This is a genomic window from Liquorilactobacillus cacaonum DSM 21116, from assembly GCF_001436735.1.
GTDB lineage: Bacteria > Bacillota > Bacilli > Lactobacillales > Lactobacillaceae > Liquorilactobacillus > Liquorilactobacillus cacaonum.
The window spans coordinates 68682-82133 of sequence record NZ_AYZE01000017.1 but is presented as its reverse complement, the minus strand read 5'-3'; the positions used below and the strand labels follow the sequence as shown (position 1 = coordinate 82133).

Below are 13452 nucleotides of genomic sequence, written 5' to 3'. Positions count from 1 at the left end.
GGTTCTCTTTCCTTCCTAGGCCCTAACTGACTTGTTAGCGTTCATCTGTGAAAATAATTTTTGACGACGCACAATTTCACTTGGTGGTGTCACTTTTGGTGCATCTGGATGTAGCAACCACGTAGCAGCATAGTGAGTATCTGAAACCTTAAAGAATGGTGGTTGTTTTTCCACATCAATCTTCATTGCATATGCACTACGAGCTGCAAAAGCATCGCCCTTTGGTGGATCCAATAAATCTGGAGGAGTACCTGGGATTGCTTCTAGTAAAGTACTTGAAAGAGTTGGCATCGAATTCAATAATCCCCATGTATATGGATGTTGTGGGTTATAGAATATTTCATCAACAGTTCCATATTCAACAATTTTTCCTGCATACATAACAGCAACTCTATCTGCCATACCGGCAACAACACCTAAATCATGCGTGATGAATATAATCGAAGTTTCAATTTTAGATTGAAGTTCCTTCATCAAATCAAGAATTTGTGCTTGAATAGTTACATCAAGCGCTGTAGTTGGTTCATCAGCAATCAAAACTTCTGGATAACATACCAAAGCAATTGCAATCACAATACGCTGACGCATCCCACCTGAAAATTGATGTGGATATTCATTAATTCTTTTTTCAGGATTAACAATTCCAACTAATTTCAAAATATCAAGTGCCTGAGCCCATGCTTTTTTCTTTTCCATTTTTTTATGTTTTATCAAAGGTTCAGCAATTTGTTGCCCAATTTTCATAGTTGGATCTAATGATGTCATTGGATCTTGAAAAATCATTGCTATGTCCTTACCTCGAATACTTTGCATCTCTTTTTCAGATTTTTTCAAAATATCTTGGTCGTGGTACATAATTGATCCGCCAACTACTTCTGCATTATTAGCAAGTAAGCCCATTAAACTCTTCGTTGTAACGGATTTTCCTGACCCGGACTCTCCAACTATCGCAAGTGTTTCCCCTTTATCAAGATGAAAACTTACATCGCGGATGGCTTTGACATCGCCAGCATAAGTATGGAAATTAATTTCTAAATTTTTTATATCTAAAATTCTTTCAGACATTTTGCCACCTACCTTCTAGTTTTTGGATCGAATGCATCACGTAACCCATCACCTAACAAGTTAAAGGCAATCATTAATACACACAATACAATTGCGGGATACCACATTTGATATGGTAAAAACTGAAAGTTCTTTTGCCCATCATTTAACAACACCCCTAAAGAGGTTTGAGGTGCACTTATTCCAATACCGATAAAGCTCAAGAATGCTTCAAAGAATATGGCTGTTGGAATGGTGTACATCGTTTGAATTATTATTATACTCGAAAGATTTGGTACCAAATGCTTCCAAGCAATTTTAGGAGCTGATTCACCCAATGAACGTGCTGCTAAAACATATTCCTGTGATTTAAGCTGGAGCGTTTCCGCACGAATCATTCTTGCCATCGTTGTCCAACTTGAAATCGCAATCGCTGCAATAATTGATGTCATCCCAGGCTTCAAAACTAACAACATTAAAACAACAATAACCAAACTTGGTACCGACGAGATGATTTCAATAATACGCTGCATTACATTATCAACTCGCCCACCTTTCCAACCGGAAATAATACCATAAGCAACACCTATCGTTAAATCAAAAAAGGTCGCCACTAAAGCTACAATTAGAGAGATTTTTGTTCCATAAATTATTCTTTGCGCTAATGATCTTCCTAAATAATCAGTTCCTAAAACAAAATATTTACCAGAAGGAATATTGTTTTGTTTGTACTCATCTACCCATTGACCAGAAACTTTTAACTTGCCGTTAAACCCATTAATTGAAATCCCAGGGATTTTAGCTGGTAAATTAGCATAATTTGGTGACGATTTGACTAATGAATTATGATCAATAAAAGGTGTTGAGCCAAAAGCTATAATCATCATCAAAACAATAATCCAAAGTGAGATAAACGCACCTTTATTTTTCTTAAGTCGGCGCCAAGCATCTTGAACAAAGGTTAATGGTGGAGCAGCAATTTTTTCATTATCTAACTCTTCTGCTTTGGGTAAAGCCTCGAAGCTATCTGGACTTAACTTAATTTTTTCTTCCATCTGCTTAATCTCCATTTCCACTTAGTCGAATCCTTGGGTCAATAATTCCATAAACGATATCTGTTAATAAAATAACAACAACTAGTCCTGCTGAAAACAACATAGTTACACCCATGATGGTAGGATAATCATTCGTTGTTATTGACTTAACGAATTGTTCCCCAATCCCTGGAATAGAGAAAATATTTTCAATAACCATTGATCCTGTCATAAGGGCAACTGTATATGGCCCTATCAATGTTACTAAAGGTATTAAACTATTTCTCAAGGCATGATGATAAACTATACCAAACTTTGTAAGTCCTTTTGCTCTGGCAAGTTCAATATAATCCGAATTTAAGACATCTACCATTCCCGTTCTTATAAAACGGGCAGTCTCAGCCAATGGTCCAACTCCAAGAGCGATTGTAGGTAAGACCGTGTAGCTGAATCCACCCCAATCAGCAATTGGGAACCAACCTAGCTTAAGAGCGATATAAAATTGCAATAACACAGCTAACACAAAGTTAGGCACTGACTTCCCAATAATAGAAAGAATTGTACATAAGGTATCAATCCAAGTGTTGCGATTGATTGCTGCAATAGAACCAATGATAATTCCAAAGAATACACCAAAAACCATTGCTTGGAATCCTAGTTGAGCTGAAGCTCCTATTCTACTTGAAATTAAATATGAAACTGGTTGGTTGCTATATTGGAAAGATGTCCCCAAATCTCCGTGTAGCATACCACCTAGATAAATAAGATACTGTAACCAAACTGGCTTATTCAATCCATATTGTTCGTTCATAATTCGAATTTGCTGTGGTGTCATCTTTTCCTGGTTAGAGTACGGTGTTCCCGGCATCAATTTCATCAAAAAGAAAGTGATTGTTGCTACTAGGAATAACGTCAATACCATGTAGAAGACACGCTTTAAAAGATATTTACGCATTATTTTTTTCCTCACATTCTAGTTCTTAATCCAAAGCTATGACAGACAATACTTATTTTACATTATAATATATTTTTATTCTATACGCCAATTGGGGGATAACTATATTCAGTTAATCCCCCAATTAGCTTCTAATATTTTTTTAACTCAACTAATTATTTTGCAATGTAAGCATTCTTAAAGTTGTAGTTAACACCAGCAGCGTTATAGATTACACCCTTAACTTTCGATTTAACTAAAGTTGCAGTTGCTTGTTGATATAATGGAGAAATTCCTTCATCATTCAATAAGATCTTTTGAGCCTTAACTAAGTCATTCCAACGTTTTGTTGTGTTAGAAGCATCAGTTGTCTTAGAAGCTTCAATTAACTTATCGTATTCTGCATTCTTCCATTTACCATTGTTTTGAGCATTATCAGATGTGAAGAGGTCCAAGAAACTAATTGGATCAGCAAAATCAGCGCCCCATCCAGAAATAACAATTCCAAAATCACCATTTGTAGAACGTGTTAAACGAGTCTTGAATGGTACATTTGAAACGGAAACCTTTGCACCAGGTAAGTTTTCTTCAATTTGACTTTGTAAGAAGGCTGTTGAATCCTTAGCAGAGTCTGTATCATCACTAAGCATTTGAATGTTCAATGAAGTTACACCAAGTTGTTTCAAGCCTTCTGCCCATAATTTCTTAGCTTCTGTACGGTTAGTTTCAACAGCACTCTTGACAGATGCAACATCAGCAAAGTCTTTACCATTTAATTTAGCTAATCCTGTTGATACAAGACCTTTAGCTACAGTAGAACCATCTCCAAGAACCTTATTCACAAATTGCTTACGATCAATAACTAATGAGATAGCCTTACGAATATCAGCATTTTGGAATTCCTTCTTTGTTTGGTTATATTGTAAGTAGAATGTAGAAGCACCACGACGAGTAACAAGTTCTTTTGAAGTAGCTAATTGTTTAGCTTGTTCACCACTCAAGTTTGTTTCATCTAACTTACCTGATTGATATAAGTTATATGAAGTTGTTGTACTCTTATTAACTTTAAAGTTAATTGCTGAAAGCTTAACATTCTTTTTGTCCCAATAATCATTATTCTTCTTCAATGTCCAGCTCAAGTTAGAACCTGTCCATTTTGTAAGTTCAAATGGTCCATTGTATACCATATACTTCGAAGCTGTACCGTACTTGCTACCATATTCCTTAACCGCTTTTTCACTTTGTGGGAAGAATACAGGGAAGCCCATTAATAACTTAAAGTATGGGAGTTTCTTATCCAAGGTAACAACTAACTTGTAGTTACCTTCCGCCTTAATACCTAAAGAAGAAACTGGTTTTTTACCATTCATAATAGCATCGGCATTTGAAATTCCACTAAACAAGTAAGCATATTGTGATGCTGTCTTAGGGTTAACCGTTCTTTGCCAACTGTATACAAAATCTTTGGCAGTAACTTTATCACCATTACTCCATTTAGAATCTTTGCGTAAAGTAAATGTATACTTCATACCATCGTTAGATACCTGTGTATTTGTAGCAATACCTGGTTCAATCTTGCTATCCTTACCTAAACGATACAAACCTTCATTTGTATTATTTAATGTATCAAAACTTACAACATCAGTTGCTGTTGATAAATCCATTGTTGGTAACTCCGCAGTCTCGTTCCAATTAAGAACTTGACTTGAAGACGTTGAACTGCTCTTAGAACCACAAGCTGCCAAAAATACTGCTGATAAAGCAACTGCTGCTCCGAGCTTAGCAAATTTACTTATTTTCATCGTGCTATTACTCCTTTTTTGTTTCGTATACTGAAACTATTTTTTTAACAGTGTTTAAAGTCTATATTATAATTAAATTAAATACAAGTATAATTTCTTACTTTATTCATATTTATTACACATTTAAAATATACTTTCGTCTAATTTTTTAATTTTATTAAATAAAAAAGGCACTAAAATTAAGTTTCCAAAGAAAAACCCTTCTTTTTTTTATAAAGCAAATATACTTCTCCAAAAATTAAATATTGTATACATTTTCTATTCATTTTCTAATATTTACTTTTTTGTTTAAGATTTTCTCTTCTCCTACCTTTTCTATTTTATTTTGTATGACTACATGTCTACCTGGATAAATGTTATACTGAAGTCACTAGTAAAGGAGGGATTTACAATGATACCAGTTATTACTGCAGGCATTGAAGCCCAACAAGAAAATTTTGATTACCTTATGGATGAATTAGCAGAACTTGCTAAAGCAAACAGTATGTCCGTTGTTGCAGATGTTCGCCAACGACTACAAAAGCCTGTATCTGCTACCTATCTTGGCAAGGGAAAGATTGCTGAAATTGCTGAAATTGCACGTGAAACAAATGCTCAATTTCTAATTCTCAATGATGAACTTTCACCTACCCAAATTAGAAATCTAGAAAAAGATGCTGCAATCTCAGTCTTAGACCGAACAGAACTAATTTTAGAAATTTTTTCAAATCGAGCACACTCAAAAGAAGCACAAATTCAAGTCGAAATTGCACGCTTAAAATACAAAATGCCCCGCCTACGTGTGGCACCAGACATCAAGTTAGATCAACAAAGTGCTAGCGGAGCATTAGCGAACCGTGGTGCCGGTGAAACAAAACTCGAATTAAACAAAAGAACGTTGCAAAAAAGAATTTCTTTTTTATCTCATGAGTTAAAAGAAATCGATAAAGAATTTGAAATTAAAAGTAAGTCTAGACGAAATTCAGATTTGCCTAGTGTTGCATTAGTTGGATACACAAATGCAGGTAAATCTACAACTATGAATGGCCTGCTTTCGTTATTTTCAGAGGATGAAAAGAAACAAGTTTTTGAAAAGGATATGCTTTTTGCAACCCTAGACACCTCAGTTAGAAGTTTAAGCTTTTCTGACAACAAAAAATTCCTTTTAAGTGACACAGTTGGGTTCGTAAGTAAGTTACCTCATAACCTTATTGAAGCTTTCAAATCAACATTAGCCGAGGTGCGGGATGCTGACTTATTAATCCAAGTAATTGATGTTTCCGACCCCCATCTGAAAGAAATGATTTCAACAACTAATAAAACACTTGAAGAATTAGAAATTGGCCATAAAACAATGATTTATGCTTACAATAAAGCAGATAAAATTTCATTGGAGTTCCCAACAGTTGAAGGATTAAACCTCACCTACAGTGCTCGCGATGAATCTTCCTTACAGGAATTGGCTTCTTTAATTAAAAAAAGCCTGTTTCCCGGATATCAAAAAATGAAATTTCTAATTCCTTTTACTTCTGGTGCGTATCTTGAAAGTTTAAATTCCAAAGCGAATGTACTTAAGACAGAATATACTGCTAAAGGTAGTATTGTTACTGCAGAAGTTTCTCCTATTCAAGCAAAGTATTATTCCAAATTTAGTTGGAATCCAGATGAAAATAAAACTTCTGCTGAAGAAATTTAGTAATTTTCAAAAATTTTCTTTCACTAGGCTTGGGAGTCACTTTAAAATCTACTCATTTTTTAGTTCTTTATATACAACAACCGCCTTTAAAAAGCCTTACATCATCAACTTTTTAAAGACGGTTTTTTATGCAATTTCATATTAACTTAAAGCTAACAAACTCTTCTCTCCAGCCTTGTAGTGCTCAGTAGATATGCACAGCATATCCTAAAACATAAAATCCACTAAGAAACTCGTGTTATAGTAAGTATGTTTAAGATAGCAAGTATTCTAAGTGAAGTTTTCCTTATACGCTACTTGAACACCCAAACTAAAGGTTTCTTCTTCTGAAACCAAAGAAGATCTTCCTGCAAATTTATGAATCCCACCTTGTATTACGACAGCCGCTAAATAGATTTCATATCTCCTATCCAAATCAGCAATAGGTGTCAATCCAATTCTGGTCAGCTCACCTAACTCCTTTTTCTCCAATGGATTTATTCCACCCAATACAATATAATTAGACCCTTGCTTTTCCAATTCAAAATAAGGGAGTGCAACTGGTTCTAATAATGCATTTATTCCATTTTTGTTTGATCTTGCCATCTTGAATTGCTGTTCTTCTGACAAACCACCGAAGTTTAAATTAAGATATCCTTGTTTTTCTAACTCAGTCACAATCTCTCTTAGATTGTCTTGTTGTTTTTTATCCCCTTTAATCGTAGCAGGCAACATTTTTTCATTATCAAAAATCCCGTTAGTTTGAACATATCCAGCATTACGCAAATTAGATTTTTGCTGTATTTCTTCTTTTGGTTTCATTCCCAATTTTTTTTCAAGCCATGGAGAAAAATCCAACCGTGCTTTTTTGTGTGTAAAATAATAAAAAATATTCAAATATGAGAAATATGCCAAAACAAGAAAGGCTAAAATAAAGAGCAATCCTCTACCCAAAAATCCATTCATAAAAAATTGATAAGCTACATACAGTATATAAAAATTCCCAATTGTTCCTAACAATGTATATACTCGATTTTTTAATTTCACATTTATATTAATATATCCCAAATAACTATTAATAAGACCAATTAAACTAAACACACGAAAACCTCCTTTCTATTCAGTCTTTGTTGATTGAGCACTTGAGCTTACTTCGTTTGTCTGATTATCTTGTGCTGTACCATTTGTGTCATTAGTGGAAGTTGCATTACTTGAACTACTGTCATTTTGGTTTTGTTGTTCATTATCATTTGTTGAAGAAGAACTGCTATTTGACTCAGAATCTTCACTACTTCGCGTAGTAGAGCTACTACTAATTTCACTGCTATCTGAAGAAAGCTCTTCGGAAGAACTACTGGAAAGTTCACTGCTTTGTGAACTACTACTTGATTGACTCGTACTAACAGAACTTGTTTCATTTTGAGACCTATCAACTGTTGAACTATTAGTAACAGTCCGTCCTTCATTTGTGTTTGTTACAGTATTCACTGCGACGTTGGTAGCTCCAAGAGCTAAAACTATCGACATCACGGCGAACGGTGTAATGAATGGTGGCGTTCGATATGCCATTTTTTTCGCTCCATTTCCTAAAAATAATTTATATTACTATTCTAAAGGATATCTACTTTAATTAACAACTCTCCGTGTAGTCTTTCCCTAATCTTATACAATCTGCACAGGTTCCATATAATTCAAAGTGATGATCATCAATCTGACATCCCGGTAGTTGTTCTTCAAAATAATCTAAAGGACACATCTGAACCTCTTGAACTTTTCCACATTTTTTACAGATAAAATGATGATGATGCAAATGTACAAAATCACACTGATATTTGACACATGCAACTCCATCCCGCGTTCGTTGTTCAATTATTCCTACTTCTTCAAACTCCTTGATATTTCGATAGATTGTATTATGACTCATTCCAGGATAGATTTCATGCATATATCTATCAACAGCGGCCACATTAACATATTGATCTTGAAAATGGCTGAGATATTCAAGCATGCTTTTTCGTTGTTTAGTTATCTTATAATTATTTTTTTGTAATATTTTTACCGCTATATCAATCATTTTCTTCCTCCATAAAAGATAGTCATTACGATTTAATGGTACAATAAATCTGTATTCATTTCTAATTATCCCTACCAAATTCTAATAATTTATCAATCTTTCTTTTAGTATCCTTCCAAAGAGCATTCTCAATTATTTCACAAAATGGCTCTAAATTTTGTGGGATTTTCATATCCCTTCTTGCTTCCACACTGGCCAATCTCTTTTTTACTTCTTCTTCAGACTGGCCCCGATTTAAAATTCGCATTTCAAGTTGTTTTTCACTGGGTACTTCTATATACCAAAATATCATTTCAAAAGCAGCCACAATTTTTGTATAACTTATTGCACCTTGGGTATCCAGTATAATGGTAGCCGTCTTTGACTTCTCAAAAGCTCTTTTAAGTCCTTCATGTGAAGAACCATATTGAAATCCAGCATATTTCACTTGCTCAACAAAATGATTTTTGAGAAAACTTTCTTCAGACTCAAAATAATAGTCTTTTTTGTCTTCTTCACCCTTTCTAGGTGCCCGAGTGGTATGCGTAATCACACGTTCAAAACCATATTTACTTGCCAGATAATTCTGAATTGTAGTTTTGCCAGAACCTGTTGCTCCACATATTATTATTAACCTTTGCATTTTTCCATCCATTCTTCGTTAAAAACTGCCTACATTCCAACATTTATTTTATTTGTTACCTTAATTATAATAATTACCCCTATTCATTACTATGGAAAAGATAAGAAAGATAAGAAAAATAATAATTCAATATTTTTCACACGTTTGTAAAATATTAAGTACAATTGAATCTCAATTAATTTCGCGAATTGACATATCGCTTAATATTCGTTTATCATCAAGTAATGTTTGTTAAACAAAGAAAAAATGGGGGATTTCTTTTGAATTTAAAAAAACGAATTTTTCGTAAAGAAAGTTTATCGCGTTACATTGATAAAGACAAGCACTTTGTGAAAACATTAAATGCTATTGATCTTATCTCACTGGGAATTGGCGCAGTAATTGGTGCAGGTATTTTCATTCTCCCTGGAACTGTAGCTGCTCTTCACAGTGGTCCTAGCATTGTTATATCTTTTATTCTTGCTGCAATTGTCTGTTCAATGGCTGCACTTTGTTACGCCGAATTTTCTGCCGCGCTACCTGTCGCAGGCAGTGCATACTCATTTGGCAATGTCGTTTTTGGTGAAATTATTGGTTGGTTTCTTGGTTGGGCCTTAATTCTTGAATATATGCTTGCTGTCGCAGCTGTTTCAACTGGTTGGGCAGCTTATTTCAAATCTTTTCTGGATGGTTTTGGTATTCAAATACCTAAAGCTATTAGTGGTAACTTTGATCCTAATAATGGAACTTATATCAATTTATTTGCAGTCTTAATTGTTATTTTAATTTCTTTTATGCTAACTAGAGGCGTCAAATCCTCAATCAAAATCAATAATCTTATCGTATTAATAAAATTGATTATTATTGCACTCTTTCTTATTGTTGGAACTTTCTATATCAAACCCCATAACTGGCAGCCATTCATGCCTTTTGGTGTCAAAGGAATATTTGTAGGAGCAACCTCAGTTTTTTTTGCATACCTCGGTTTTGATGCCGTCTCTGCATCAGCTGCCGAAGTTAAAAATCCTAGAAAAAACATGCCCCTAGGAATTTTAGGTACCTTGTTAATTTGTACAATTCTCTATATTCTCGTTTCTGTTGTTTTAACTGGGATAGTTTCTTATAAAAAATTAAATGTTGCAGACCCCGTGGCCTTTGCATTACAAGCTGTCAATCAAAATTGGATAGCTGCCATAATCTCAATTGGTGCCCTAGCAGGGATGTTTACTATGATGGTCACGATGATTTATAGTAGTTCACGCTTAATTTATTCAATTGGTCGCGATGGTCTACTACCAGATTTTCTTGGAAAAATAAATAAAAAAAGTCATACTCCTAATAACAGCATGCTAATAGTTACAATTATTATTGCTACACTAGGAGGCTTAGTTTCTCTTAACCAGCTTGCAAATCTTGTAAATATTGGTACTTTGATTGCCTTTACACTTATTTCATTTGGAGTACTTCCTTTACGTAAACGAACTGACATTTCACACGATGGTTTTAAAGTTCCATTCTACCCTGTTTTACCTTTACTTTCAGGATTTTTATGTCTCGCAATGATGACGCAACTTTCAATTGAAACGTGGATTACGTCAATTATTTGGTTTATTATCGGCATGGTTATTTATTTCGTTTATGGTATAAAGCACAGCAAAATTTCAATGTAGCAACAAGCAAGTTGTTATTCAGCCATTAAAAAAATTCCAAAAAGCACTGTTTCTTGCGATATCTAGGGGAAATCACTGTGCTTTTTTTACACTCTTTTTCAATTGTTGATTTATATTGTATAATCAAGCATTAAAGAACAGATTTTAGGAGGCAGTATTTTGAAAAATAACCAGTTTGCTCACATTCAAACATCATTTTCACAAAAGATTGAAGAACTCAAACGTATTAACTATATAACTGACCAAACACTGCTTGAAAAAAACATTGTTAATTTATGGCAATTATTAATCACTAAGGCATTCCCTGAAGCCCTTACTGAAAGTTCTAAGTTAGAAAAACTTTCTACTTTTTTAGCAGATGAAACTACTGACCTTACTACATATATTGCACAGAAAAACTTTTCAGTAACAGCCTTTTATAACGTTGCGTTGCAATTACTAGATTTTTCGCCTACAATTGATTTTAATTTTTTGGACCCTTTAGAAGCGATGAGAAAAATTAATCTTCCTTTTTGCAAACAAATTTCAAACACCAATGAATTACTTTCTGCTTGGTATGAACTCTTATGTACTCATACAAAAAATGGGCAATTATTAATTGATGTATTAGCAACCAAAGGATTTTTTGTACAATTCTATGGAAAAACTAGCAGTCCCATATTTTTTAATGGTAAAGCTCAACCAGTATTTGATACCGATAAATTAATTCGTGAAGTTGTTTATGTTGAATCTTCATTAGATACCGACCAAGATGATAAGCTCGATTTACTTAAAGTGGAAGTTATCAGACCAGCAGAAACAAATGCTGGGCTCAAAGTACCTGCATTATATACTGCTAGTCCCTACAACCAAGGGACAAATGATGAAGATGGCGATGCACTAATGCATCAAATGGATGTTGCCCTAAAGCATAAAAAGGAAAACAACACAACTTATAAAGATGTTGAATGGCACACGCCCAAACAAGATCTTCCTAGCCCAAGATCTATAATTTCTGAAACAACCCAAGCTAGTGAAACCTTTAATCGTGAGGCATCATACACTTTGAATGATTACTTTCTTGCAAGAGGGTTTGCCGCGGTCTATGCAGCAGGAATTGGTACGATGGATTCAGATGGTATCAGAACCTGTGGCTCAGAAGAAGAAACTTCTTCAACCGTTGCTGTTATTGAATGGTTGAATAATCAACGTGTTGCTTTTACAAACAAAACTGATAATATTCAAATTAAAGCTTGGTGGTGCAACAACTCAATTGCGATGACCGGTAGATCCTATCTTGGAACTCTAGCAACTGCTGCTGCTACCACTGGTGTCGCTGGTTTAAAAACGATTATCTCTGAAGCTGCGATTTCAAATTGGTACGACTACTATCGTGAGGGTGGTTTAGTCGTGGCACCAGGTGGATTCCCTGGTGAAGATGCCGATGTACTGGCACTAGAATGTTTTAGTCGTAAAAAACAAGCAGGTGATTATTTAAAAGTTAGTAATTTCTTTAATTCAAAATTAAACCAAATTACACATGATCAGGATCGTTCAAGTGGTAATTACAACAAATTTTGGGATGCACGCAATTACCTAAAAAGCGTTCAAAATATCAAAGCAGATATTATTATGGTCCATGGCTTAAATGATTGGAACGTTAAACCACGTAATGCATATAATTTGTGGAACGAGTTAAAAAAATTGCCAGTTAACCATAAAATCATATTACATCAAGGACAGCATATCTATATCAATAGTTTTCGTTCATTAGATTTCACAGATATGATGAATCTGTGGCTGTCATATAAATTATATGACGTTTCTAATAATGCAGCTGACGTTCTACCAGATGTACTGGTTCAAGATAACCTCAAGCCTGAAACTTGGAAAAGTTATTCTGATTGGAATACCACAAAAAAAGCTGAAGAATTAATCTTACAACAACATGAATTAGTTTCTAGAAACACTGACTTACAGGCTAGTGCAGCTACTTTTCAGGATTATCTATCTACAGAAGATTTTAAATTATATTCAACAAACCATACTCTTTGGAAAAAGCATTTGCTTCAAGTTGAAAAATCTCCGCTTAAAAACAATCGCCTAATTTTTAAGTCAGCAATTTTAAAAAAAGATGTTTTACTACGTGGTACACCTGAAGTAACTGTTAATGTTGCAACCAATAAGGATCATGGGCTACTAAGTTTTATGTTAGTAGATTATGGGGCATCTAAACGTTTGAAATCAACGCCTTCAATTTTGGGGAGAAAAACACTTGGTTTAGGATACCATTGGCGCGAAGACAACTTAACCGAATTCACACTAGATAGCGTGACTCCTTGGAAAATGATTTCTGTAGGACACATAAACTTACAAAATCGAACATCTCTATGGAAAAATGACGAACTACTCCCAAATAGTTTCTATCAGGTTTCCTTGAATCTCCAACCAACATTCTATAAAATACCTAAAAATCATCAATTAGGACTTGTTGTCTATGCTACAGATATGCGTATGACTGTTCGCGGCAATGAACAACAATCTTACTCGATACAGCTTTCAAGTAGTAGTCTAAAAATTAAATTTGAGGATATTGAAAATGAGTAAACATCCCCCCGTTCTAAGTGTTATTATTAACATATTGTTAAAGAAACTAGGTG

General features: G+C 34.3%; 11 protein-coding genes. 3 read left to right on the top strand and 8 right to left on the bottom strand.

Features of this window, described 5'->3' with window-relative positions; genetic code table 11:
- Window positions 1-15 precede the first annotated feature (15 nt).
- From FC80_RS09010 to FC80_RS08995, 4 genes are all read right to left on the bottom strand, one after another.
- Window positions 16-1065 (bottom strand): ABC transporter ATP-binding protein, encoded by a 1050-nt coding sequence (locus FC80_RS09010; RefSeq protein ID WP_057829811.1) that lies wholly within the window; start codon window positions 1063-1065, stop codon window positions 16-18.
- 8 nt (window positions 1066-1073) lie between these two features.
- The gene (locus FC80_RS09005) at window positions 1074-2099 is read right to left on the bottom strand and encodes an ABC transporter permease (RefSeq protein WP_057829810.1); all 1026 of its coding nucleotides are present in this window, start codon (window positions 2097-2099) and stop codon (window positions 1074-1076) included.
- 4 nt (window positions 2100-2103) lie between these two features.
- Entirely contained in the window at window positions 2104-3033 is a 930-nt protein-coding gene (opp3b, locus tag FC80_RS09000; protein WP_057829809.1) for an oligopeptide ABC transporter permease, read from the bottom strand.
- A gap of 155 nt (window positions 3034-3188) precedes the next feature.
- Complete coding sequence (locus tag FC80_RS08995) at window positions 3189-4814, bottom strand: peptide ABC transporter substrate-binding protein (protein WP_057829808.1); 1626 nt, start codon at window positions 4812-4814, stop codon at window positions 3189-3191.
- Between the two features lie 391 nt (window positions 4815-5205).
- On the opposite strand from FC80_RS08995, the gene hflX reads away from it, so the two are divergent.
- On the top strand, window positions 5206-6489 hold the full coding sequence (hflX, locus tag FC80_RS08990) for a GTPase HflX (RefSeq protein ID WP_057829807.1): 1284 nt from the start codon (window positions 5206-5208) through the stop codon (window positions 6487-6489).
- Between the two features lie 270 nt (window positions 6490-6759).
- Here the strand turns inward: hflX and FC80_RS08985 are convergent, their stop codons facing one another.
- The 4 genes from FC80_RS08985 to FC80_RS08970 form a co-directional block, all read right to left on the bottom strand.
- Entirely contained in the window at window positions 6760-7569 is an 810-nt protein-coding gene (locus FC80_RS08985) for a DUF6681 family protein (RefSeq protein ID WP_057829806.1), read from the bottom strand.
- Window positions 7570-7584: 15 nt separating this feature from the next.
- Window positions 7585-8037 (bottom strand): hypothetical protein, encoded by a 453-nt coding sequence (locus tag FC80_RS08980; RefSeq protein WP_057829805.1) that lies wholly within the window; start codon window positions 8035-8037, stop codon window positions 7585-7587.
- A gap of 61 nt (window positions 8038-8098) precedes the next feature.
- Window positions 8099-8542: a Fur family transcriptional regulator gene (locus FC80_RS08975; protein ID WP_057829804.1), complete on the bottom strand. Its 444-nt coding sequence runs from the start codon at window positions 8540-8542 to the stop codon at window positions 8099-8101.
- A gap of 61 nt (window positions 8543-8603) precedes the next feature.
- On the bottom strand, window positions 8604-9164 hold the full coding sequence (locus tag FC80_RS08970) for a guanylate kinase (RefSeq protein WP_057829803.1): 561 nt from the start codon (window positions 9162-9164) through the stop codon (window positions 8604-8606).
- Window positions 9165-9424: 260 nt separating this feature from the next.
- Here FC80_RS08970 and FC80_RS08965 point away from each other — a divergent pair, with 260 nt between their 5' ends.
- The gene (locus FC80_RS08965) at window positions 9425-10813 is read left to right on the top strand and encodes an amino acid permease (RefSeq protein ID WP_057829802.1); all 1389 of its coding nucleotides are present in this window, start codon (window positions 9425-9427) and stop codon (window positions 10811-10813) included.
- Window positions 10814-10972: 159 nt separating this feature from the next.
- Window positions 10973-13399, top strand: a complete 2427-nt coding sequence (locus FC80_RS08960) for a Xaa-Pro dipeptidyl-peptidase (RefSeq protein WP_057829801.1) — start codon at window positions 10973-10975, stop codon at window positions 13397-13399.
- Window positions 13400-13452 lie beyond the last annotated feature (53 nt).

Bases quoted from the DNA above. Each gene is read 5' to 3' on its own strand.
- FC80_RS08970 (WP_057829803.1), bottom strand. From the start codon at position 9,164: ATGCAAAGGTTAATAATAATATGTGGAGCAACAGGTTCTGGCAAAACT.
- hflX (WP_057829807.1), top strand. From the start codon at position 5,206: ATGATACCAGTTATTACTGCAGGCATTGAAGCCCAACAAGAAAATTTT.
- FC80_RS08980 (WP_057829805.1), bottom strand. From the start codon at position 8,037: ATGGCATATCGAACGCCACCATTCATTACACCGTTCGCCGTGATGTCG.
- FC80_RS08975 (WP_057829804.1), bottom strand. From the start codon at position 8,542: ATGATTGATATAGCGGTAAAAATATTACAAAAAAATAATTATAAGATA.
- opp3b (WP_057829809.1), bottom strand. From the start codon at position 3,033: ATGCGTAAATATCTTTTAAAGCGTGTCTTCTACATGGTATTGACGTTA.
- FC80_RS09010 (WP_057829811.1), bottom strand. From the start codon at position 1,065: ATGTCTGAAAGAATTTTAGATATAAAAAATTTAGAAATTAATTTCCAT.
- FC80_RS08995 (WP_057829808.1), bottom strand. From the start codon at position 4,814: ATGAAAATAAGTAAATTTGCTAAGCTCGGAGCAGCAGTTGCTTTATCA.
- FC80_RS09005 (WP_057829810.1), bottom strand. From the start codon at position 2,099: ATGGAAGAAAAAATTAAGTTAAGTCCAGATAGCTTCGAGGCTTTACCC.